Raw genomic sequence first — 24,340 nt, forward strand, 5'->3', positions numbered from 1 at the left:
CAGATTGACACTTTAGATGAAAAATCCTAAAATGATTAAGTAATTTAAAGTAATTATATAGAAACTAGAATAAAGTGCGGTCGTGGTGGAATTGGTAGACACGCAGCGTTGAGGTCGCTGTGGCTCACAAAGCCTTGGAAGTTCAAGTCTTCTCGACCGCACCAAGTTGTTTGGTGTAGGTGAAATGTTTATAGGAAATCAAAGTAGAAATAAAGTAGAAAGGGCCATCAGTGAAGTCAGGCGTGGTCTTCCAATTTTAATATATGATGATGAAAATAACTATCTATTGCTTGCTGCTGCTGAAACTTTAGAAAAAAATTTATTTAGTCAATATAAGCTTATATCAGGTAATGTGTATGTTACTTTGACTGCAAGTAAGGTAAAATACATATGTCAGAGTAAAGAACATAGTAGCAAACGTCTGTTGATAAGCAATTTTGATGAACTGCTCCATTTAATAAACTGTTCAAAGGAAGATTGGATAAAAGAGTTGCAATGCTCAAAGACAATAGATGCTTATGCTGTTGCCTTGCTTAAGTTCTCAGAATTATTGCCATACGCGTTAGTGGCTGATATGACTTTTGAGAATAAACATGAAATGCGAAATTGGTGTGAAGAAAATGACATTATTGCACTAAATACGTTACTTGTGAATGATTTTCAACAAAATCATAGTGTGTATGAAGTGTGCAAAACATCATTATTTTTGAAACAGACTCAAGAAGTAGATATCATATCTTATAGAACCAAAAGTGGCGGAAGAGAACATTATGCAATTATCATTGGCAATCCAGATAAAGATAATGAGCCATTAGTGAGAATTCATTCTTCATGCTATACAGGAGACTTATTAGACAGCTTATCATGTGATTGCAGAAGCCAGTTACATCAAGCGATTCAAATAATGACCGACTTTGGGAATGGCATTATATTATACTTGATGCAAGATGGGAGAGGCATTGGTTTAACTAATAAGTTAAGAGCATACAGTATGCAAAGAAAATATAATCTTGATACTGTTGATGCAAATAGAGTATTGGGTTTTGAAGATGATGAAAGGAGCTTTGCTGTTGCAGCTAAAATACTTAAGAAATTGAACATTAACAAAATACAATTACTTACAAACAATGGTAGAAAGTTATCAGAGTTGAAAAATAACGGTATAGAAGTTACAAAGTGTATACCACTTATTATGGAACGCAATGAATATAATGATTCATATATGGAAACAAAATTTGGCAAGTTAGGCCATGGATTAAGGGTTTATTAGCTTTTTTGTTATAACTACTTTGTTAGCTTGCTATGTTAATTAATATAAGTTAAGATTTTTAAGAATATTGAGATGCTGAAATTTTTAAAACAAGAAAAAAGTAATGATTCATTGGATAAGGATATAAATTGGAATTCAAGTCGCTATAGCACAGTTGTTGCTCAGAGAAATACTTTACTTTTATTTACATTAATATTACTAGTTGCAATTTCTATAAGCATATTAGCTATATTTAAAATTAGCACAAGTAGCACTATTGAGCCATTCGTTATAGAAATTGATAAAAAGTCAGGAATAGTGCAATTGGTTGATCCTGTTACAGTAAAACAATATTCTGCAAATGAAACGCTGAACGATTATTTTATTTCAGAGTATATAAAAGCAAGGGAGGTTTTTGATCCATATAATTATAATTATAATTATTATACAAAAGTAAGGTTGTTTTCTTCGCCTAGTGTATATAGTGAATTTAGCAATTATATAAAATCGCAGAATATGAATGACCTTTTGAATTTATATTCAGATGCTAAAGGTGAGTTGAAAATTCGTTCAATTCAAAAATTAGGTAACGATGCTCTTCAAGTGAGATTTTCTATAGAATTTACACGAAAAGATGGAAATTCCTCAAGGAAAAATAAGATAGTTGTGATGTCGTATAAATATGCATCGCTTGAAATGAATGATCAGCAAAGATATATTAACCCGTTAGGGTTTCAAGTTATTTCATATAGAGTAGATGATGAATATGTGTAGGATATTGTTAGTTTTAGCTTTACTAATAAGTGGCAACTTAAATGCATCTATTAATAATAAACCTATTTCTGTAGATAGTAGAATAAAGACTTTTGTATATAGCCCTAATGAGGTGTTTACAGTAATTTTTAGTCAAGGTTACTATTCTTATATTGAGTTTGCAGAAGGGGAAAAAGTCAAAAATATTGCTGTTGGTGATGCATCAAGTTGGAAAATTAATCCTTATGATAATAAACTGCTTGTCATGCCATTTGAAGTCAGTAGTCGCACTAACATGATTATTACGACAACTAAAAAGAGAAATTACATTTTTGATCTAATTTCAAGACCAAATTACGATAAATACCCAGATACTGATGCTAAAAAAGTGGATCATGATTATTCCGTTGAAAAGGATATATCTTACGTAATACGTTTTTATTATCCTCAAGAAGAAGATGAATTTGATGTTGATTTAGATGAGGTTTCTTTACCTACTCAAATGCAATACATTACAGAAAAGCCAGAAAAAATAATACAAGAAAATAATACGAGGTACAACTATACATATATTGATGAAGGTGGTAACGTAGATATAGTTCCAATTGAGTTATTCGATGATGGTTATTTAACCTATTTAAAGTTTAGAAATAGTAATAAAATTCCTCAGATTTTTATAGAAGGCGAATCCTGTAAAAGGCTGTTATTTGATGATTATGTTGTAATAAAAGGAGTACATAAAAAGCTATTAATGCGTTATGAAGGTAGTGAAGTTGAAGTTATAAATAGGTCACTTTAGTTGTGGTACATATAATATGAGTAAAGAAAGGCATAATAGTGTAGAAGATGAATCAGAGATAGAAAGCAAGGTAGTAACAGTTGGCTCTAATCAAGGTTATAAGGCATTGATGATAGTTATGGTAGCGCTCTTAGTTGGTGGAGTGTACTATCTTTATTTTAGTCCTTCTAATAAAGAGGGTCCAGAGATTGTTAAAAAAGAGGAAACAAAGCAAAACATTCAAGAATTGAAAGGAAAGTTAGAACAAGTTCCAGATAATGCAATAGTTTCTGAAAGAGTAGTAACTGATCTCTTGCCACCCTTACCTCCTCTTCCTATTCCACAAGTCATACCAGAAGTAAAACAAATCAAAAAAGAGGAAGTGACAAAAAAAGAAGAGCAACTAAAAGAAATTCCCTTGTCAAATATACCTGTTTTACCAAAGCAAAATTTTCCTTCTGGTAATGTTATTAGCAATTTGCCTACTTCATTTCCTACAATAGGGGGTGGCGGTTATCCTAGAGACAGACGTAGTGCACAAATGTTAGCAATTTCAGGTAGTAGTGGGGAAGGTAAAGCTACAGATGCTGTTTTATCCAATACCTCAGCACAATCGAGCAAAGCTACCAAAGCTGGAAAGCTTGGTTTAATGATTATTCAAGGTAAAGTTATTGACGCTATTCTTGAAACTGCAATAAGTTCTGACTTACAAGGAATGCTCCGTGCTGTTGTTAGTAGAGACGTTTATGCAGAAACTGGTGATACAATTTTAATACCAAAAGGTTCAAGGTTAATAGGTGGTTATTCATTCGACTCAAATGTTGCAAAAGCCCGCGTGAACATAAATTGGAATAGGATCATTCTTCCTCATGGTATAGATGTTGCTATTGCATCATCTGGTACCGATGAGCTTGGAAGGGCAGGGATAGCTGGAATAGTTGATAATAAAATAGCAAGTGCATTATTCTCTTCAGTGGCACTTGCTGGTGTTTCGATTGGTTCAGCTGTTGTAGGACAAAAAGCCTCTAATCTTATCGATGCGCTAACTGCCATGGATGCAGTGAAGTCTATTACTGCAACTGAAATAGATATTTCTTCTCTCAAAGGGGCTATTGTTGAGAGATTGGAGAATTCTATAAAAACTGAAGTTGGGAAGGTAGGAGACGAAAAATGGAAATTGGGTATTAGGGCTATTGAAAAAATTCGAAATGCTAAAAGTGATCAGGATTTGCTGAGAATAATAAAGGAAGAAATAGTAAGTGTGATAAAAAGTTCTGGAGCTAGTGGAGTTGATGCAATTACTAGTGATAATATCGGTATAACTTTAGACGATGTACGTCAACTGTTGAGGCAAACTCAGAAAAGAAGCAAATCTGTTTATGATGAAGCAATAGGGAAGTCAATCAATGATTTTTCCAAAGACATGCGAGATATAGTTGATAGGAGTGTAGATAAAAAACCAACTATTTATGTTAATCAAGGAACTTCATTGAAAGTATTTGTTAACCAAGATATAGTATTTCCTCCACAGTCAATATTAAATAACTGAAATGAACTATGCTGCACTTGATACATATTTGGAGCCATTACAAGGCATATTTCAAGAGGAAGGTGTAAATGAAATATCAATAAATAAACCGAAGGAAGTATGGATTGAAAATCGCGGTGAAATAAGATGCGAAAAGTTAGAAATATTTGATCTTAATCATTTAAAATCTCTTAGCAGGTTGATTGCTCAAGCTACAGAACAAAAACTGAGCGAAGAGACACCGCTGCTTTCAGCTACATTACCAAATGGTTATCGTATACAGATAGTGTTTCCTCCAGCATGTGAGCCTGATAAAGTAGTCATTTCAATTCGTAAACCTTCTTCTATGCAATTGGCATTGGATGATTATGAAAAAATGGGGGCTTTTTCTGAAACTGTTATAGGAGTGACCGATAATCCAGTAGATCGTCATCTAGATTTGCTACTGAAACAAAAAAAAATAAAAGAGTTTTTAGAATATGCTGTAATAAGTAAGAAAAATATCATAATTAGTGGTGGAACTTCCACTGGTAAAACCACTTTTACTAATGCTACTTTGCGTGCTATTCCATCTGAAGAAAGAATTATTACTGTTGAAGATGCAAGAGAGATAGTTTTGAATGATCATCCCAATAAAGTCCATTTAATTGCTTCTAAAGGAGGGCAAGGCAGGGCAAAAGTGACCACTCAAGATTTGATAGAGGCATGTTTACGTTTAAGACCAGATAGAATAATAGTTGGTGAGCTGCGTGGAGCAGAAGCTTTTAGTTTTCTTAGAGCAATAAACACTGGCCACCCAGGGTCAATATCAACTCTTCATGCGGATAGTCCGGCAATGGCTCTTGAGCAAATAAAACTTATGGTTATGCAAGCAAATCTTGGCATTCCCCCAGATCAGATCATACCATACATTAGAAATGTAATTGACATTGTTATTCAACTCAAAAGGACCAGTGGTGGAAAAAGAAGCATTTCTGAAATGTTATTTACTAGATCTTCAAATGAAAATACTTAAATTTATACGTAAGTTAAGAAAAAGTAGTTTATGAGTAATGGAAATCACCTACGCAATATTCTCATAGGAGGTGTAGTATCTTTTAGCATACTTGAATTTTGCTTCTATTTGTCTGGTATATTATTCTATCTGTTTGTTGACGGTCCAGATGGTGTAGATTTTAGAGCAATTAATCCTAGCTTGACACCTTTTCCTCAAGCTCTCTGGCCGACAATTTTTGATCATATACAATATTGTTGGCATCATCCAGAGCTATATAGCTTTGAGCTCAAAATTAAATTAGTTGTATCTTCTGTACTGCCTCAAATTGTTTTGATGATTATTTTGTGGAATGTGAGAGAAAGACTAATTGAGTGGCGGCCATTTAAAAAGAAAGAATCACTTCATGGAGATTCACAGTGGGCATCAGAGAAAGACATACGAAAAGCGGGATTAAGAAGCAAAAAAGGTCTATTGCTTGGTAAAGATAAGAGAGGATATTTTATTGCTGATGGGTTTCAGCATGCATTGCTCTTTGCACCTACGGGCTCTGGTAAAGGTGTTGGTTTTGTAATTCCTAATTTGTTATTTTGGAATGATTCGGTAATTGTGCATGATATAAAATTAGAGAACCATGAAATAACAAGTGGTTGGCGAGAGCGACAAGGACAAAAAGTATATGTATGGAACCCAGCGCAGCCAGATGGGGTAAGCCATTGTTATAATCCACTGGAATGGATTAGTGAAAAACCTGGACAGATGGTTGACGATGTGCAAAAAATAGCTAACCTAATCATGCCTGAACAAGATTTTTGGCAAAACGAAGCAAGAAGCTTATTTGTTGGGGTGGTACTATATTTACTTGCTGCACCAGAGAAAGTTAAATCTTTTGGTGAGGTTGTGCGTACGATGCGTAGCGATGACGTAGTTTACAATCTTGCTGTAGTTTTGGACACAATGGGTAAAATAATACATCCGGTAGCGTATATGAACATTGCAGCTTTTTTGCAAAAGGCTGACAAAGAAAGATCAGGTGTTGTGTCAACTATGAACTCGTCGCTTGAATTGTGGGCAAACCCATTGATCGATACTGCAACTGCATCAAGTGATTTTAATATTTTGGATTTTAAAAAGAAGAAAACTACAGTTTATGTTGGTTTAACTCCTGATAACTTAACTAGGCTCAGGCCTTTAATGCAGGTTTTTTACCAACAGGCAACTGAGTTTTTATGTAGAAAATTGCCATCGGATGACGAGCCTTACGGCGTATTATTTTTAATGGATGAGTTTCCAACACTTGGAAAAATGGAGCAATTTCAAACGGGCATCGCATACTTTCGTGGCTATCGAGTAAGGTTATTTTTAATCGTTCAAGATACTGAACAGCTTAAAGGAATATATGAAGAAGCAGGAATGAACTCCTTTTTATCAAACTCAACCTATAGAATAACTTTTGCAGCCAATAATATTGAAACGGCTAATTTGATATCTCAGCTTATAGGAAACAAAACTGTACAACAAGAATCATTAAACAAACCTAAATTTTTAGACTTGAATCCTGCATCAAGATCATTGCATATCTCTGAAACACAGAGAGCATTGCTCTTACCTCAAGAAATTATTATGCTGCCACGTGATGATCAAATAATTTTGATAGAATCGACTTATCCAATTAAGTCAAAGAAAATTTTGTACTATAGTGATAGCACATTCACAAGGAGGCTGATTAAACCAACACGTGTGCCTACACAAGAGCCATATGATCCAAACAAGGTCTTTTCTGCTGCTAACAAAGATAAGATTAGTAATGAAGAAGAGAGTAATGCTATTGAAGCTGCTGATTATCCTGTTGAAGCTAAAACTGAAGATGCAATATACGATGAGCCAGAGATTGAAGATGGATTTGAAGACGAGGATATTGATGATAAATTTGAAGGTGGTGATGGTTTTGATGATGAGGAAGACGATGATGGGTTTGATGATGAAGACAGTAAGGATGAATTTGACGATGATGATGAATTTGAAGATGAGGACAAACTAGACGGCAATAAAATCGAGGATAGAGGTTAATTTTACCTATTTTTTAGTTTAGAAAATAATTAGTTTTTTCATATTAAATCATTTTTAATTAATTAGTACTAGATTAGCTATTTTAACTAGAGGAATAGTCATGATGAGTAAAAAAACATTAGCAGTTACGGCACTTGCTTTATTGTTGTCACAACAATCTTTTGCAAGTGAAACAGAAGGATTTTACTTTGGTGGTGGATATTACGGTCAATATTTGAACTTGGGTAAGTTGAAAGCAAAAATTGGAGGCAAAGATGCTACAGATGATAACCGTGTATCTATAAATGGCATAGATGCTCAGAGAACAGAAGGTCAGTTAATAAGTAAGTATAAAGGAGATTATAACCCACCTTTTGCTGCAAATGTAACGTTTGGTTACACAGGAGAACTAGGCAATAATAGCTATAGAGCTGAATTGGAAGGGATGTACTCTTCTGTAAAAGTAGATAATGTTGGTTTATCAAGTAATCAAGTAACTGTTTCGTATCTAAAAGACGTTGGTGAGAGTGCTAATAAAAAAACTTATATGTATAAAACTGTAATTAATCATGACCAAGTAGAAAACGCATCTGTAATGGCAAATGTTTATCATTATTGGAAAAGTGATAGTTTCTCTTTTTCTCCTTACGTTGGTATTGGAGTTGGTGCAACAAGAATGACAATGTTTGAAAAATCGTCAATAAGACCTGCAGGTCAATTGAAAGCTGGCTTTGATTATCGTATAAACGAAGATATAAATATGCACATCGGATATAGAGGTTTTGGTGTTCTTGGTAGTAATGTTGATTTTGAAGCAGAGGTGTTAGGAGAAATGAAAGCAAAGCAACAGGTAAACCCAGATGGAAAAAAGATATTAGAATTGAATAAAAGTCAAAAACCATCGGACCAGAAGTTACACAAAGAAAGTATCAGTATAGGCAATCAAGTGTTTCACACACACGGTATAGAAGCTGGTCTTACTTTTCATTTTGCAAGCAAAGCTTAACTCTGATAGAGACTATTTTCCTGGTAGCATGTCTGCGTCACACGACTGTAGCTGCTAACCAGGTGACAACTTTCTCGTTATCTGAATATTTTCTTTCTTGTAATTCAGGCTCTTTTTTCTCAGTTCCAGCGTGTAGGGCTGGAACAACAATAAAGAACATATAAAGAATGGTTATGCAAGAAGTCTACTTTTTATTCTTAATTAACTCTAAAGCCTTCTTCAGATCTATACTTTCAATATCTGCATTCTTGCCCAAAGCAACGTTTGTTTTACCGCATTTTATATAGAATCCGTACCTACCGTTGCAGATAAAAACTTCTTTTCCCTTTTCATTAAAACCAAGAGATTTTAGCTCTTTGCGTGGGCTGCTCTCAATAATTTGTATAGCTTCGTTTAATTGTGTGTCTAATACCTCCTTAGAGCTTTTTTTAAGAGAAAAGTATCGACCATCATAGAGAATATGGTATCCAAATCGTCCAAGACCTATTTTTACTTCCTTTCCAGTTTCTGGGTGTTCTCCGATTATTTTCGGCAGGGAAAGTAATCGAGTGGCGGTATTTAGGTCAATATCATTAACATTTATATCTTTTGGTACAGAAATCTTTTTTTTCTTTTCTGACTCACTATTAAACTCCAGATAAAGTCCAAAAGGACCTTTTTTGATCATTACCTCTTGGCCTGTCACATCATCTATACCCAAACTTTTTGGATATTCTGAATTGTCATTACTGTCCGTAATTTCTTTTGTATGATTGCATGCAGGATAGTTAGAACATCCAAGAAACACACCGGCTTTTCCAAAATTTAATTTCAATATACCACCAGAGCAATTAGGACATTTTTTACCTATTTCTTCCTTTCCTTCCTCTGAGCAAAACCAATTGACTACCAAATCATGAATACCACTAAAAATCTCATCATGTGTCATTTGCTTAACAGAATTTACATGATTAAAAAATGGCACCCAAAAATAGCCTAGTTCTTTTTTCCAATCTGCATGTCCATTTGAGATTGAATCAAGCCTTTCTTCCATTTGTGCTGTAAAGTCATACTCTACACAACGCTGAAAAAAAGTTTCCAAAAATATAGTCACGATCTTACCGCGGCTGCTTGGAATAAATCTTTTGTTATCCAATGAAACATATTCACGATCTTGTAATACCGAAATAATTGTTGCATAAGTTGATGGGCGACCTATACCGACTTCTTCCATTTTTTTTACTATACTCGCTTCACTATAACGAGGTGGCGGTTGAGTAAAATGCTGTTTCGGATCAACAGAAATCAACTTGCACGCTTCCTCTTCCTTCATGGAAGGTAGCAGGCCTTCATTTTTGGCTTCTATGTTATCTTGATAGACTTTATAAAAACCATCAAAGAATATACTTGATCCACTTGCTCGCAGAATCACTTTCTGGTCAATAGAACTAATTTCAACTACCACTTGATCAAGAATCGCCGATTCCATTTGACTTGCGATGGTTCTTTTCCAGATTAAATCGTACAATTTAAATTGCTCTGGCGTTAAGTAATCCTTAATACTACCCGGCGTTCTATTAATATCAGTTGGCCGGATTGCTTCATGTGCTTCTTGAGCATTTTTGACCTTTTTTACATATTTACGAGGAGAATGCGGTAAATATTTATCACCATATAATGACTTAATTGATCCCCTGATTGAGTTTATAGCCTCATCTGCAATATGAAACCCATCTGTACGCATGTAAGTTATCAATCCTACGGTTTCACCACCAATATTGATACCTTCATATAAATTTTGCGCTACTCGCATAACATTTTTCACATTAAAATACAGTTTATTCACTGCATCTTGCTGAAGACTTGAGGTGATAAATGGAGGAAGCGGGTTTCTCTTAACTTGCTTGCGTTCTACTGTGCTTACAGCATACTGCCTTGACTCGATCTCCCTGACTAAGTTCTTTGCCTCTTCTTCATTCTTAATATCAAATTTTTCTAGCTTTTTATTGTCATAGTGGCTTAGCATAGCAAAAAAAGCCTCATCTTTGCTATTTTGCATTTCTGCCTTTATGCTCCAATACTCCTGTGTTATAAACTTACTGATTTCATCCTCTCGTTCGCATATAAGCTTTAATGCAACAGACTGCACTCGCCCTGCAGATTTGCTTCCCGACAATTTTGTCCACAGCAGCGGTGACAAGCTAAATCCAACTAGATAATCCAAAGCTCTGCGTGTTTGCTGTGCACGCACTAAGTCCATATTAATTTCACGTGGATTTTTTATAGCTTCTTGCACTGCTCTTTTTGTTATTTCGTTAAAGACTACTCTATGAATGTTGCTTTCATCATTGATTGCTTTTCTTTCCTTTAGTGCCTCTATCACATTCCAAGCTATTGCTTCTCCTTCTCTGTCTGGATCTGTTGCAAGGTATATATCTGATGTTTTACTAGCTTCCTTGACTAACTCTTTTACATACTTTTCTGCTTTTTCAATAATCTCATACTTCATGGCAAAGTCATTATCAGGATCAACAGAACCATTCTTCGCTGGCAGATCTCTGACGTGGCCAAAAGATGCAGCCACTTTGAATTCTTTACTCAAATATTTACCTATCGTCTTTGCCTTTGCTGGCGACTCAACTATTAATAATGCCATAATTATTAGTACTTAAAGGTAATATGTTGAAATATATAGAATAAAAAGTAAAAAAATATTTTAATGGTCTTTCCAATTTTTCTAAGTAATTGTTTGATGTTCGCAAAAAAACTAATGAAAGAACCTGCTTTATAAATTTTTTCAACTCCCTTACCATAAGGATAACGCTATACTATTTATCTTCGTCTGTGCAGATTAAACGACAAAAGCATAACGCAGTTGTCGTCTTATTTTTAATTTTTTGCACTATGTGCATCTTATTTCTTTACAAAACTTCCAGTTTTTTAACCATATAAGCTGAAACGGGTTGTTTAAGACAGGCCAATTTTCAGGATTAGAGCTAGCTAATAGGGGGTTTCTTTTGTCTTTTTTCTACTTGGTAAATTTCTTGATATTTGTAGCTAAAGTAATTTAAGAGAGGTGTCATCCCAGTGCTCCGACACTGGGATCCAGTTAAATTTACGAGTATAAAAGTAATCAACGTTTCTGATGATGGAAAAATGGATCCCAGTGTCGGAGCACTGGGATGACAAGAAAAGGAGTACTGGAATGACAAGAAGGACATTCCACCATTTCATTCCAGCGGATGACCAGATTTTTTTATTTGATCCCAGACTGGCTGGTTATGCAAGTTCCAATTTTAATAATATTTACACATAAGCCATACGCTTGAGTTGCAAAGTTCTAAAAAGCAGCCAAAATAAAAATAAGTAGACATTTACAAATTAAACTAAGTGTACAATCAACAAACAAGAGTATTGATTGCAACAATACTCTGTAGAATCGCAATATGGTATGACCATATGCTCTTTATTGATCTGGTTAATATAATGAGTAGAGAATTTTGTTATGCAAAAGATATCTACTACAGCATATTGCAATTGTTTGGAATTGCAGGAATGGGTGCAATGGTAAGACCACTTGGTGCATCTGTATTTGGTCACATTGGTGATAGGTATGGAAGGAGAATGGCGTTAACGATTGCTATCTTGCTAATATCGATTCCTTCTAGTCTCGTTGCGTTTATTCCAAGTTATAGTAAAATAGGAATAACCTCTACTATGTTGCTTCTTACAATCCATCTGATACAAGGGGTTGCACTTGGCGCTGAGCAAGGAGGTAGCTCTGTTTATCTCATAGAGCATTTACCTAATAAGAAAAAACTAGGAATGTTTTTTGGAATAATAAGTTTTGGTCGCTCCATTGGCATATTGCTCTCTGTGGCTGCAGTGATCATCTGTAAAAAAACCACTGATTTTAACGCTTGGGGTTGGAGGCTGCCGTTTATTTTTTCAGCCATTTTAGGATTAATAAGCGCATATAGTATATATACACTAGGAGAAACTCCAGCGTATGAAAAAAATCGAGAACAAAGAAATTTACCTAATTTACCAATAATAGAGCTTACAAAACGCTATAAGAGAGCCCTGATACTTGCCATTTTAATATCTGTACCTGTTAATGTTGCTGTTGGATTTACCATATTTCTTAGAACAATTGCAAAAGAAATAGTGTCTGTTGAAACTTATGTAACAACGTATGTCAACGAAGTTGTACTCATTATAACCAGTATATTAATGCCGATATCTTCAATAGTGCTTGGAATTTTAGCTGATAAAACAGGAAGAGAACGCACTGCAATCTTATTTATAGTGATAACAATGGTATTATGTTGTCCTATGTTATCTATTGCATATTACTATAAAAGCTATCTTATAATCATGTTGAGTGTGATGGCTCTTTCTATAATCGAGAGGGGTATTAATCCTATAGGGATAGTTACTGCTGAGCTTTTTCCTACTAATGTTAGATTTAGTGGTGTTAGCTTATCACGCAACATCTCTTTTGCCTTGCATGGAGGATTTACTCCTATGATATGCACTTGGTTTACTATAATGTTTCCTAAAATAGACTTTGCTGCTGGGCTTTATGTAATTTTTTGCTTATTAGTCAGCTTAGTAGCAATATTGCAAATAAAACCACAAGATAAAAAGTGTGATTGGTAATTTTCTCTATTTAAATTTATTTCACTTATTTAGCTAATTTTTATTACAATTATAATTTTGGCTTTTATGAAAACTGCATACGTATGTCAATTCTGCGGTCATAGCACTGGAAGGTGGGTAGGAAGGTGTATTGCATGTGACAGTTGGGATACGGTTGTCGAAGAAATAGTACTAAAAACAGAAACGAGAAGTACATCTGCACCAATTTCAATAAAAGCGTTATCAGATAGTGAAATTATTACCCCCGATCGTTTTTTAACAGGAATAGAAGAGTTAGATAGAGTTTTTGGTGGAGGTATCGTTCAAGGTGCTAGCATTTTAATTGGTGGTGAACCTGGAATTGGAAAATCTACTCTTTTGCTTAGGATTGCAGCTAATGTTGTACAACTTTCCTCTTTTGAATGTCTTTATGTATCTGGCGAGGAATCTTTAGAGCAAGTGAGCCTCAGAGCAAAGCGTCTTAAGATAAATGAACCTAAAATTAAGCTTTTATCTACAGTATCTTTAACTGATGTAGTAGCAACAATAAGGAAAAATAAAAGTATTAAGTTCTTGATAATTGATTCTATACAAACTATGTATGATAGCAAAGTCACATCAGCACCAGGAACTGTAACTCAAGTCCGTACCTGCGCTCATGAATTGACTGTTCTTGCAAAGCAATATGGTGTTTCTCTCTTAATAGTTGGCCATATAACGAAAGATGGACAAATAGCGGGACCTAAAACCCTGGAGCATATGGTAGATACAGTACTATATTTTGAGGGTGAAAATAGTAATCAATATCGCATTTTACGTACTATTAAAAATAGATTTGGCCCTGCAAATGAAATTGGTGTTTTTGAGATGTCTAAAGCAGGACTCATGCCTGTTGATAATCCATCATCATTATTCTTGACCGTACATGATAGAGAAGTAGTTGGCAGCGCCGTATTTGCAGGAGTTGAAGGCTCAAGACCAATCTTAATGGAAGTGCAAGCATTAATAGCAAGGACTAATATGGCAACTCCAAGAAGAGCAGTAGTTGGTTGGGATATTAATAGATTAGCTATGATAATCGCGGTTCTAAGTGCTCGTTGTAAAATGTTTTTGCATGATAAAGAAGTATACCTAAACATTGCGGGAGGACTCAAAATACAGGAACCATCAGCTGACCTTGCTGTTGCTGCTTCCCTTATTTCAAGTTTAGTAAATTTACCGCTACCAACTTCTTCAATAATCTGCGGTGAAGTTGCACTTTCAGGAGAAATTAGAAACGTTTCGCATGCTGATCTCAGACTAAAAGAAGCACAGAAATTAGGATTCAAAAAAGCGATTATGCCTAAAAATGGCAATTATTCTTCTCATGATATTGAGATAATTAAGCTTGGTCATATAAAAGAGTTAAAAGAGGTCTTCAATCAAAGTTAAATATTATCTGCATGAACATTGTGCTTGTGAGAAGGATGTCATCCCAGCTTCCATAATGTCATCTGAGTAGGTGACATAGGCTTCTTTTTTTCTGGATTCCAGTGTCAAGCACTGGAATGACACCATCATACCTGTTGGAGTATGTATGTAGCCTTATCTCACACTCCTGTCATGTCAGTGCCCAGACACTGGCATCCAGTCTTTTCGTCATCAAAAAAATTGTAAAGTGTTTACCAAATTAGCTGGATTCCAGTTTCACGCACTGACCATTTGCTGTTTTTACTCATAACTACCTTGTCTGAACGAATACGAAAACAAGTAGCTAATTATCGCATAAAAAAAAGAAGATGTAGAATATCTTCTTTTTTATGATTAAAGATACATTAAATCTTGATTGTGTATTTCCTCTGCTATAAGCAATAATTTTTCGCTCTCATCAAAGAGACTTTTTGCGCTAGCTGCTAATTTCTCACTAATTTGTGGTAGACATTGTCATAATATACTCCTTAAATTTTTAAAATATATTTATGTTAGTATACAAGTATCAATATTACATTAATATAATTACTTTTTAGGCATGAGTGACAAGCTGAAGTGGTTTTTGGTTGCCCACAAAACATATTAGATCCTTATTTCATATTCTTTAAAATATTTTTTTTCTTATACTTTCTTTATAAAAACCATGGGCGCCCATTGATTTTTATTGGCTAAAGTAAAGATCAAGTATCTGGAATTCTGGACATAAAATCCTCCTGTATAAAAAAGAGTTAGAAAAAAAATGCAGTGCACATACGACAGATATACACTGAAGAATACATTTTTTAATAAGTTTGATTAAAAAGTCTGCAGACTAAAGATAGATTTTGAGCTCTTAAAATATCTCTATTTGTAATTATAATGAGATTGAAAATATGCGGAAGTAATTTTTATACGTTAGCTATCTATAACGGCTCACCCAACCCACTTGCAATCTGGATCCCAGACTGGGATGGCAAGAAAAGGCTACTCGGATAGGAAGTACTGGAATGACACCATCTAAAAATTGAAGCTTGGTCATATGAAAAAGTTAAAGGAAATCTTCAATCACATTTAAACAGCGCTTCAGCAAACTCTTTGCCAGTAAATTCCCTCAGGTCTTCTATACTTTCACCAATTCCTATAGCGTGTAATTTCACCTTATAAGCTTCTGCAAGCCCAATCACTACTCCACCTTTGGCAGTACCATCTAGCTTTGTTACAATTAACCCGGTAACACCAACCATTTTACTAAACGCCTCTAATTGGCTATAAGCATTTTGGCCAGTAGTTGCATCAAGAACTAAAATAACATCATGAGGAGCAGTATCATCCAATTTCTTTATCGTTCTATGTATTTTTGACAGCTCTTGCATGAGATTTACATTGTTTTGTAGCCTTCCTGCTGTATCAATCAAAACAACATCAACGCTCTCTTTTATCGCTTGATTTACAGCTCTATATGCCACACTTGCAGAATCGCTACCGTGCTCTCCAGTAACAATAGAGCAATCAGAACGTTCTGCCCAAATATTTAATTGCTCACTCGCAGCAGCTCTGAATGTGTCGCACGCAACAAGCATAACGGATTTTCCTTTTTCCTTATATTTATGGGCAAGTTTACCTATAGTTGTAGTTTTTCCATTACCATTCACTCCGCATACCATTATTATGTGTGGTTTTTTATTCAAAATGAGCGGCTGCACAACAGGGTTTAATATTGTTTTTATTTCGCTCATTAACTGCTGTGTGATAATGTTATGTTCAACTTCTGATTCAAATTTGATACTTGCGAGCTTATCAATAAGCAATCTAGAAGTTTTATGACCTATATCCATGCTAATCAGCAGCTCTTCCAGATCATCTAAAAGCGACTGATCTAATTTTTTTTTGCCAGAAAAAATATTTTTTACTCCATCACTAAAACGGGAGGAGGTTTTTAATAGTCCTTGATAAAGATTACTGAATAAACTCAAGAAATACTCCTTCTAAAATTACCATATAAAGAATGACATGCACTATATGTATTTGTAAAGTAAATACACTCGTAACCTATATATTTTATGAGTAAAATGTACCGCTTGCTAGTGTATTTTACTTTAGTTTTTAACCTAAATATGTTATAATGTAAGTAATGGTTTACGGGTAATCTATGAGTTATAATGAGAAAATTTTAGATCATTACGAAAATCCAAGGAATGTTGGTTCTCTGGATAAAAATGATCCAAATGTTGGTACTGGTTTAGTTGGTGCACCATCATGCGGAGATGTAATGAAACTGCAAATAAAGGTCAACGATAAAGGTGTTATTGAAGACGCAAAATTTAAAACTTTTGGTTGTGGTTCTGCTATAGCTTCAAGTTCTTTGCTTACAGAAATGATCAAAGGAAAAACTATTGAGAATGTAACAAAGATAAAGAATACTCAAATAGTGGAAGAATTGTCTTTGCCGCCAGTAAAGATACACTGTTCAGTACTTGCTGAGGATGCTATAAAAGCTGCTATTCATGATTATCAAAATAAACAAAAACATTGAGGAATATGAGTGAATTTCAAGGAGTAAATTCTGTTAAAAAACCTATCACTCTAACTGCAAATGCAGTAGAGAGGGTAAGGTTTTTATTGGACAAAAAGAAGCATGCTAACCTTGAAGAAGCAATAGGAATAAGAGTTCTAATTAAGCAAAAAGGATGCTCTGGTTTAAAATATGATATTGAATATGCATATGATGTTCGTCCTTTGGAGTCGGTAATTGAAGAAAGCTGCAGTGATGATCAAAAAGTCAAGGTGCTGATCGATCCAAAATCTATCATGTTTATCCTTGGCTCTGAAATGGATTATGTAGAGGAAAAATTCTCATCAGGTTTTATTTTCAAAAATCCTAATGAGAAAGGAAAATGTGGTTGTGGAGAGAGTTTTCATGTCTAGCAACCATTTCACATTATTTGGAATTGAACCGGCTTTTAACATCAGCTTTGATGAGCTGGAGAAAAAATATATTGAGCTAAGCAAAACTGATATAAATGAAAGAGAGTCCAAAAATATGGAAAATATCAACAAAGCTTATCAGGTACTGAAGTCACCGCTAAAGCGTGCCGAACATTTGTTGGATCTTTTTGACGTACAAAGCAAAAAAGAGCATCTTGATCCTGAAATATTAAATGAATCAATGGAAATAAGAGAATACTTTCTAGACTGCGATGATTTACAATTTGCAAGTAGGATGATTGATGAAAAGGTAAAAGATTGTACTAAAAACCTAATTAATGCTTTTGCTACAAAAAATTTTGATGAAGCTTCTACGCAAGTTTTTAGATTGAGATATTTATATAAGTCATTTGAGGAGATAAAGGAAAATGCGGCCAGTTCAAATTTCTGAACCAAGTTCAAATGAGGTAGTTTTTGGTATAGATCTTGGAACTACTAACTCTTTAATTGCCATGGTAAATAAAGCTGGCAATGTAGAAATATTTAAAGATGAGCAAGGTCGTGAACTATTACCTTCTGTCATTTCATATGAAAAGGATGTACTAAAAGTAGGCTACGATGTTGGCGAAAACGCTATCTGCTCTATAAAACGCTTAATGGGTAAAAGTGTTAAAGACTTGCATAAAGAAGGTATCAATTGTGAAATAGATAACGAAAGTGAAAAAGTTATTAGGGTAAAATGCTCAGAAGAAAAGTATCTCACTCCTATTGAGATCTCTGCTGAGATACTAAAAACTCTATGCAAGAGGGTAAAAAAATTCACAGGGATGAAAGTTAACAAAGCAGTGATTACTGTACCAGCTTATTTTGATGATTCAGCACGTAACGCAACCAAATATGCAGCAAAATTAGCTGGCATAGATGTTCTTCGCCTCATTAATGAACCAACCGCTGCAGCACTTTCTTACTCCATTGAAAAGAACAATAACAGTGGCATATATGCAGTTTATGACCTCGGTGGTGGAACATTTGACATTTCAATATTAAAATTACATCAAGGAGTGTTTCAAGTTCTTGCAGTTGGTGGTGATACTAAACTTGGTGGTGATGATTTTGATCATCTACTTAGTTTAATCGTGCTTGAAAAGTATAGAGAACAGGTAGGTTTAAATAAAAAATGCTCTAGTGTCATCCCAGTGCTCCGACACTGGGATCCAGAAAGTTTGATTGCAAGTGAACACACCAGAAAGTTATATAATAAGAACTGGATTCCAGTGTCAAGCACTGGAATGACACCATCTGATACAACTACCTACAAATTACAACATTCATACACTAAAACTGGTATCTGCAATATACGTGCTATAAAAGAGTACCTAAGTGAAGATACCTCTGGCACTTTTGAATTCAGCATCAATGGTGAATTATTTAAGTGCAAAATTACCAAAGAAGAATTCGAGCAAGCAATCAGTCCTTTGGTTAATAAGACTATAAATATAGTTACTCGTACTATAAGCAACATAGATCTTAAAATCGATGATATAAAAGGGGTAATTTTAGTTGGTGGCGCAACTAGAGTGCCATTAGTGCAAAATTCACTAATCAAGCTCTTTGGCAATAAAGTGCTGAATGATGTGGATCCGGACAAAGCAGTTGCCAATGGGGCAGCTTTGCAGGCTCATTATTTAACTTCAAACTCAAAAGATAGGAATATTCTCCTTGATGTGCTGCCTTTATCACTTGGCATAGAAACTATGGGGGGAATAGTTGAAAAAATTATACCAAGAAATACACCACTACCAGTTTCAGAAATAAAAGAGTTTACAACTTACGCTAACGGGCAAACAGCAATGAAAATTCACGTTTGTCAAGGAGAACGTGAAATGATAAAAGATAATAAATCTCTAGCACGATTTGAACTCAAAGGTATACCACAATTGCCTGCAGGTTCTGCAAAAGTTGAAATAGGATTTACAGTTAGCATTGATGGAATATTGACTGTCACTGCAAGAGAAAAAACTACTGGAGTCGAACAGACAGTTGAAATAAATTCAAGCTCTGGCTTAAGTGAAGAAGATATTCAAGATATGGTCAATCAGTCAGTAAGTAACTTTGATGAAGACATGAAGGCTCGTTCCCTTGCAGAGGCTAAAATTAACGGTAACAAGCTCATACATCTAGTTGAAAATGTTTCCATTGAGCAAAAGTTAAAAATTTTACTACAGAACGCAAAAGACGCTTTACAGGAAAATGACTTAGACAACATTAATAATGCTATCTCTGAGTTAGAAAACTCTGCTTTAGAGTTATGCGAATCAGAAGACAGATAGAGTTCATAAAACTTTGTGAAGTACCCTGTCAAATCTCAGAGCAATAGGTAACCTAAAATCAAACGGTAACCAATCAACTTTGCCTAATTTAAACGATAAACCAACCATGCTTACGCGCCCAACTATATTTTCAGTTGGTATTAACCCAATTTCAGAAAACCTGCTATCAAAAGAATTATTTCTATTGTCTCCCATAACAAAAAATTGATCATCAGGCACATAATAAACTGGAGTATTGTATGATAACTTGTTAGAAAGATTATCTATTAGAATTTCATGCTCCTTGCCGCTCGGGAGTGTTTCGATGTATCTTGCTATATTACGCTTTGACTCATAATCAAAAAAATTTTCAATTTGTCTTCGCTTTACTTTCTGATCATTTAAATATAACTCCCCCTCTATCATTTGCACTTTATCGCCCGGTATTCCTATTACCCGCTTAACAAATCTAATGCTGTCATTTCTTGTAGGCTTGAAAACTATTATATCACCACGCTCCGGAGGGGTATAAAAGATTCTACCGCTAAAGATGTTTGGAGAAAATGGAAAAGAGTGTTTACTATAACCATATGAATATTTACTAGTAAAAATATAATCTCCCTCAAGTAGAGTGCTTTTCATTGAACCAGAAGGAATATGAAATGGCTCAAATAAAAAACTACGTATTGATAGCGCAATTAGTAGCAAAAAAAACAGTGAAGATAAAAACTTTCTCGTTCTTGCTATCCGGTTCTCTCTCAATTCTTTCAATTTTATTTTCTTTATAAATTTAAGCTTATCATAACACATAAAAGTGGTAATGTGAAATTTTACTCATGGGTGTTATTGCTCTTTTCGAAAGTCGAAATAAGCCCTTAAGTAATTGACAGTGATTGATAACCAATAGACATCATTTGCTATGCAATATTGTATAAATCACAATGCTAGTTTTACTGAAAATTATACTATTTTAGATATAATTATAATATTTAAACTTAAGGTATAGGGATGAACCCTACAATTAGAAAGGTTTTTTGTATTCTACTTATAGTATTATTTATTTCTTTTTCTCATGTTGGAAGTGCTGCTAACTCTAATGACGATACAACTGCTCAAGTAGTTATCTAAGTGGGAAAAGTCGCCTCTCCCCACTCGACTTCAGAACCGTACGTGAGACTTTCGCCTCATACGGCTCCTCTATAATTTGGTGCTTGTCATGCACACTTTCTATGTAATTCATCGTGACAATGTCCATGTAACAAGGATAAATTCTTTTTCATATTATTACGTCTGTTTCGGTCAATATGATGTGTTTCTAAGATATCATCATTTTTAAACCAAAGTTGACAATGACCACATTTACCTTGTTGTAACTTCAACAATTTTATTACTCTTGGTAGTTTATCTGGTATCTTCCTTAAACGATTACCCCAATAAACCCAATCGCCATCATATGGAGACTTGGTTCCTTTCACTTTGACATGCCTTTTAATAGCATGATCTCCGTGCTTAATAAGAAGAACTTTGTTATTTGTCATAAATCGCCAATTATCGTTTTTATACTTTTTAAAGTATTTATTTTTAATCCAGTATTTTCCTTTGGTTGGGTGCCTGTAGACTGCCCACTTCCAGATGTTTCTAAACATTACACTGTCAATAAACCTAAAGGTCTTGTTTGACACAACCGAAGAATAATATTTGCTCCACCCTCTAGTAATTGGGTTAAGCTGTCTTATTACTGTTTCTTGTGTTGATCCTCTTAATCCTCTAATCTTATGTTTTATAGTGAGTGTATGCTGTTTTCTGGATTCACGACTTGGTTTGACTAATAATTTATAACCCCTCTTATTATTTTTCGTAGAGTAATGCCTTATTGAGAAACCAAGAAAATTAAATCCTGGCTTTTCTCCATTTTGAGTATGAGAAATCTTTGTTTTTGAAGGTTTCAATTCTAGTCCAATGGTTTTGAGCCATTCTTCAACTATCATTTTTGCCTTCAGAATGATTTCCTTACTCTCATGTATGATGATAAAGTCATCTGCGTAGAAAATTACACTTAATGAGCTTTTTGCTTCTCTACTGCTTGCAACACCACATTTCATCTTCCTATATTGAAGAAGTTCACTCCATAACGTTTCTTTGATATATTGTTCTAATCCATTTAATGCAACACAAGCAAGTAACGGTGAGATCGTCCCTCCTTGAATTGTACCACGTTTTGTGGATTCAAATTTTCTGTTTTCCATTACTCCAGCTCTTAACCATCCTTTTATAATTCTTCTAAAGGTTGGTGTAGTGTTAAGTTTTTCCAACAGAGCATTTTGATTAATATTATCAAAACATCCAGAAATATCAGCATCTAAACAGTACGCTGTTTTCCAATTCAGTGAATTAAATATGGCTTCAATAGCATCATGACATGACCTACCAGGTCTAAAACCATACATGTTCGGTTCAAATCCTACCTCCCACTCTGGCTCTAGTGCCATTTTCATAAGTGTTTCTTTTGCCCTATCTGAGATAGTAAGTATACCAAGAGGGCGATATTCTATTGGTTTTCCAGGTTTTGGAATCCAAACACGTTTTGATGGTTTCGCTTTTTCTCTAACATTTAAAGAATATGCTAATTGCAATCTTTCTTTATGATTAAGATTTGCTTTTCCATCAATACCTGCAGTTTTCTTCCCTCTGTTATCTTGAGTTACTTTTCTGACAGCAAGTAGTTTTGCACTTATTGAATTGAGTAATAATCTTTGAAGTTTATGTACCTTCTTCTTATCATTACATATTGCAGCTTGGTAAATTCGCTTTTGTAGCTTAAATACAAATTTCTCAACTTTACGCCAAGGAATTGTATTCCATTCATACCTAACAAATTGTTGGTCTATAACATATTTACTACTATTCACAACTTTACCCTCCAAATTATAGTGTCCACGTCTGCATATCCCAAATATTACTTTGGGCATTAGCTTCTTGGACAATCCCTCCAATGTAAGTGCTTATGGCTGGCTGCCTACTTACATTCAAATGAATATAAGAGCACCTATATGGTTATCCCGTTTCACGATTTTGTTTCGTGTTAGACTTAGGTTCTTACTTTTTACCGGAAGCTGAGAACATCTATAATCAAAGACATCTAACTTTAATTCCTCGTATGCTTCATACCATTTTGGTCTATGCGTAAAACAACCTTAATTTCGCATATTCAATATAACGACAATTCAATCATAAGTTTCTCTCGTAACCATATCTAACTCTGTTTGCAGGAGTTTGCTATAAGGTTTAGCATTACCTGCTTTTATCTCATGCTTGCATCCTAAAGGTTGCCATTCTTTAAAATGTGAGACATACATTATCCCTGATGTCTAGGGAAGATGGAATCTAACCATCACAAAATCGCAACTTCGGGTCGCACATATGTAATATTATTGGCTACGTTTGGGGAATAGGTGGACCGCTTATGACCGTAGTGATAATAGGAGCAGCTTTACTTGCAATATTTGGTAGAATGCCGTGGCCTGCTCTTTTCGCCCTCGGTGTATTTTGCGCTGTGTTTTTTGGCGCTAAAACTATTGTCATAAAAGTAATGGGTGGTATAAACTCTACAAATGCCTCTTTTATGGAAGAATGTGGAACGGGAGATAAAAAAAAGAGTCAATAGGACTATTTCTTTCTAAAGCAGACTTGGTGCACAGCTTCAACTATATTTTCCACTTGTGGTAATGCTTTCTTTTCTAGGTTTGCAGCATAAGGTAAGGGGACATCCTTGCCGGTTACCCGTACAACCGGAGCGTCAAGGTAGTCAAATCCTTGTTCCATAACCATGGCTGAGAGTTCTGCTCCTATTCCTGCAAATGGCCAACCCTCTTCTATGCTTACTAATCTATTGGTCTTCTTAATAGAGTTAATAACTGTTTCAGTGTCAAGTGGTCTTAAGGTTCTGAGGTCGATAACTTCAGCTTCTATTCCTTCACTAGAGAGTAAATCTGCTGCATTTAACGCATCCATTAGTTTCAATGAAAAAGCAGTGATAGTTACATCCTTTCCTTCCCGTATAACAGCAGCTTTGCCTATCTCAAGTAGATAATCTTTATTTGATAGCTCAGAATCAGGAATCTCATGTTCATGCCCATAAGCGATCTCGTTTTCTAGAAATATTACTGGATTAGGATCACGAATTGCAGCTTTAAGCAGACCTCTGCAATCAGAGGCAAAGTAAGGTGCTATTACTTTCAAACCTGGAACATGCGAATACCAAGATGCAAAGCACTGAGAATGTTGTGCGGCAACTCTTGCTGCAGCTCCATTTGGTCCACGAAACACTATAGGGCATCCAAGTTGTCCACCTGACATATAATTTGTTTTTGTTGCGGAATTCACAATTTGGTCAATAGCTTGCATAGAAAAATTAAAAGTCATAAACTCAACAATAGGTTTGAGCCCAGCAAACGCTGCTCCAACAGCAAGACCAGCAAATCCATGTTCGGTAATAGGTGTATCAACTACCCTATTTTCTCCGAACTCTTTCAGTAATCCTTTTGTTACTTTATAAGCACCATCATACTCTGCAACTTCTTCACCCATGATAAATACATCAGGGTCATTTTGCATTTCTTCTCTGATTGCCGTGCATAACGCTTCTCTTACACTTAAGCTTGCCATTTGTAAATCTGTAAA

Annotated in this window: 18 protein-coding genes, 1 tRNA gene and 2 pseudogenes; 16 read left to right on the forward strand and 5 right to left on the reverse strand. The window is 34.9% G+C overall.

Annotated elements, in window-relative coordinates:
- Nucleotides 1-76 precede the first annotated feature (76 nt).
- From M1L26_RS02170 to M1L26_RS02205, 8 genes are all read left to right on the forward strand, one after another.
- Nucleotides 77-164: transfer RNA gene (locus tag M1L26_RS02170), tRNA-Leu, on the forward strand.
- Nucleotides 165-184: 20 nt separating this feature from the next.
- A complete protein-coding gene (locus M1L26_RS02175; RefSeq protein WP_211907951.1) occupies nucleotides 185-1,270 on the forward strand; it encodes a GTP cyclohydrolase II in 1,086 nt (361 codons plus the stop codon).
- Between the two features lie 72 nt (nucleotides 1,271-1,342).
- Nucleotides 1,343-2,023, forward strand: coding sequence for a VirB8 family type IV secretion system protein (locus M1L26_RS02180; RefSeq protein ID WP_250120333.1), 681 nt, complete (start codon nucleotides 1,343-1,345; stop codon nucleotides 2,021-2,023).
- Nucleotides 2,010-2,801, forward strand: coding sequence for a P-type conjugative transfer protein VirB9 (gene virB9, locus M1L26_RS02185; RefSeq protein WP_019236950.1), 792 nt, complete (start codon nucleotides 2,010-2,012; stop codon nucleotides 2,799-2,801). The genes M1L26_RS02180 and virB9 overlap by 14 nt, the downstream gene beginning before the upstream one ends.
- A 16-nt stretch (nucleotides 2,802-2,817) precedes the next feature.
- Nucleotides 2,818-4,329, forward strand: a complete 1,512-nt coding sequence (locus M1L26_RS02190) for a TraB/TrbI/VirB10 family type IV secretion system protein (protein ID WP_211907955.1) — start codon at nucleotides 2,818-2,820, stop codon at nucleotides 4,327-4,329.
- 1 nt (nucleotide 4,330) lies between these two features.
- Nucleotides 4,331-5,323, forward strand: coding sequence for a P-type DNA transfer ATPase VirB11 (gene virB11 / locus M1L26_RS02195; protein WP_250120334.1), 993 nt, complete (start codon nucleotides 4,331-4,333; stop codon nucleotides 5,321-5,323).
- A 30-nt stretch (nucleotides 5,324-5,353) separates the two neighbouring features.
- Nucleotides 5,354-7,372 carry a type IV secretory system conjugative DNA transfer family protein gene (locus tag M1L26_RS02200; protein WP_250120335.1) on the forward strand — a complete coding sequence of 673 codons (2,019 nt, stop codon included), beginning with the start codon at nucleotides 5,354-5,356 and terminating at the stop codon, nucleotides 7,370-7,372.
- Nucleotides 7,373-7,472: 100 nt separating this feature from the next.
- Nucleotides 7,473-8,357, forward strand: a complete 885-nt coding sequence (locus M1L26_RS02205; protein WP_250120336.1) for a P44/Msp2 family outer membrane protein — start codon at nucleotides 7,473-7,475, stop codon at nucleotides 8,355-8,357.
- Nucleotides 8,358-8,541: 184 nt separating this feature from the next.
- Here M1L26_RS02205 and topA read toward each other — a convergent pair whose 3' ends face one another.
- Nucleotides 8,542-10,992 carry a type I DNA topoisomerase gene (gene topA / locus M1L26_RS02210; RefSeq protein ID WP_250120337.1) on the reverse strand — a complete coding sequence of 817 codons (2,451 nt, stop codon included), beginning with the start codon at nucleotides 10,990-10,992 and terminating at the stop codon, nucleotides 8,542-8,544.
- Nucleotides 10,993-11,726: 734 nt separating this feature from the next.
- Between topA and M1L26_RS02215 the strand changes: the two genes are divergently transcribed.
- Both M1L26_RS02215 and radA read left to right on the forward strand, forming a co-directional pair.
- Entirely contained in the window at nucleotides 11,727-12,998 is a 1,272-nt protein-coding gene (locus M1L26_RS02215) for an MFS transporter (RefSeq protein ID WP_250120338.1), read from the forward strand.
- Between the two features lie 66 nt (nucleotides 12,999-13,064).
- Nucleotides 13,065-14,408, forward strand: coding sequence for a DNA repair protein RadA (gene radA / locus M1L26_RS02220; RefSeq protein WP_250120339.1), 1,344 nt, complete (start codon nucleotides 13,065-13,067; stop codon nucleotides 14,406-14,408).
- Between the two features lie 1,079 nt (nucleotides 14,409-15,487).
- Here radA and ftsY read toward each other — a convergent pair.
- Nucleotides 15,488-16,399: a signal recognition particle-docking protein FtsY gene (gene ftsY, locus M1L26_RS02225; RefSeq protein ID WP_211907967.1), complete on the reverse strand. Its 912-nt coding sequence runs from the start codon at nucleotides 16,397-16,399 to the stop codon at nucleotides 15,488-15,490.
- Between the two features lie 176 nt (nucleotides 16,400-16,575).
- On the opposite strand from ftsY, the gene iscU reads away from it, so the two are divergent.
- From iscU to M1L26_RS02245, 4 genes are read left to right on the forward strand one after another with little or no spacing between them, the layout of a single operon-like run.
- On the forward strand, nucleotides 16,576-16,959 hold the full coding sequence (iscU, locus tag M1L26_RS02230) for a Fe-S cluster assembly scaffold IscU (RefSeq protein WP_007302620.1): 384 nt from the start codon (nucleotides 16,576-16,578) through the stop codon (nucleotides 16,957-16,959).
- Nucleotides 16,960-16,964: 5 nt separating this feature from the next.
- Nucleotides 16,965-17,351, forward strand: coding sequence for a HesB/IscA family protein (locus tag M1L26_RS02235; RefSeq protein ID WP_006012614.1), 387 nt, complete (start codon nucleotides 16,965-16,967; stop codon nucleotides 17,349-17,351).
- Nucleotides 17,344-17,802, forward strand: a complete 459-nt coding sequence (locus tag M1L26_RS02240; protein ID WP_250120340.1) for an iron-sulfur cluster co-chaperone HscB C-terminal domain-containing protein — start codon at nucleotides 17,344-17,346, stop codon at nucleotides 17,800-17,802. Before M1L26_RS02235 ends, M1L26_RS02240 begins: the two co-directional genes overlap by 8 nt.
- Complete coding sequence (locus M1L26_RS02245) at nucleotides 17,780-19,681, forward strand: Hsp70 family protein (protein WP_250120341.1); 1,902 nt, start codon at nucleotides 17,780-17,782, stop codon at nucleotides 19,679-19,681. The genes M1L26_RS02240 and M1L26_RS02245 overlap by 23 nt, the downstream gene beginning before the upstream one ends.
- Nucleotides 19,682-19,684: 3 nt before the next feature.
- Here M1L26_RS02245 and lepB read toward each other — a convergent pair whose 3' ends face one another.
- Nucleotides 19,685-20,470 (reverse strand): signal peptidase I, encoded by a 786-nt coding sequence (gene lepB / locus M1L26_RS02250; RefSeq protein ID WP_064085447.1) that lies wholly within the window; start codon nucleotides 20,468-20,470, stop codon nucleotides 19,685-19,687.
- A 198-nt stretch (nucleotides 20,471-20,668) separates the two neighbouring features.
- Here lepB and M1L26_RS06540 point away from each other — a divergent pair.
- A pseudogene (locus M1L26_RS06540) lies at nucleotides 20,669-20,782 on the forward strand (TrbC/VirB2 family protein); the annotation flags it as partial.
- Between the two features lie 92 nt (nucleotides 20,783-20,874).
- On the opposite strand, the gene M1L26_RS02255 reads toward M1L26_RS06540, so the two are convergent.
- Nucleotides 20,875-22,629, reverse strand: a complete 1,755-nt coding sequence (locus M1L26_RS02255) for a reverse transcriptase domain-containing protein (RefSeq protein WP_214303292.1) — start codon at nucleotides 22,627-22,629, stop codon at nucleotides 20,875-20,877.
- Nucleotides 22,630-23,075: 446 nt separating this feature from the next.
- On the opposite strand from M1L26_RS02255, the pseudogene M1L26_RS02260 reads away from it, so the two are divergent.
- Nucleotides 23,076-23,324, forward strand: a pseudogene (locus tag M1L26_RS02260) (TrbC/VirB2 family protein); the annotation flags it as partial.
- 2 nt (nucleotides 23,325-23,326) lie between these two features.
- Here the strand turns inward: M1L26_RS02260 and M1L26_RS02265 are convergent.
- Nucleotides 23,327-24,325 (reverse strand): pyruvate dehydrogenase complex E1 component subunit beta, encoded by a 999-nt coding sequence (locus tag M1L26_RS02265; protein WP_211907975.1) that lies wholly within the window; start codon nucleotides 24,323-24,325, stop codon nucleotides 23,327-23,329.
- Between the last annotated feature and the right edge of the window lie 15 nt (nucleotides 24,326-24,340).

This window comes from Wolbachia endosymbiont of Ostrinia scapulalis, assembly GCF_023559145.1.
In the GTDB taxonomy this organism is placed as follows: Bacteria; Pseudomonadota; Alphaproteobacteria; order Rickettsiales; family Anaplasmataceae; genus Wolbachia.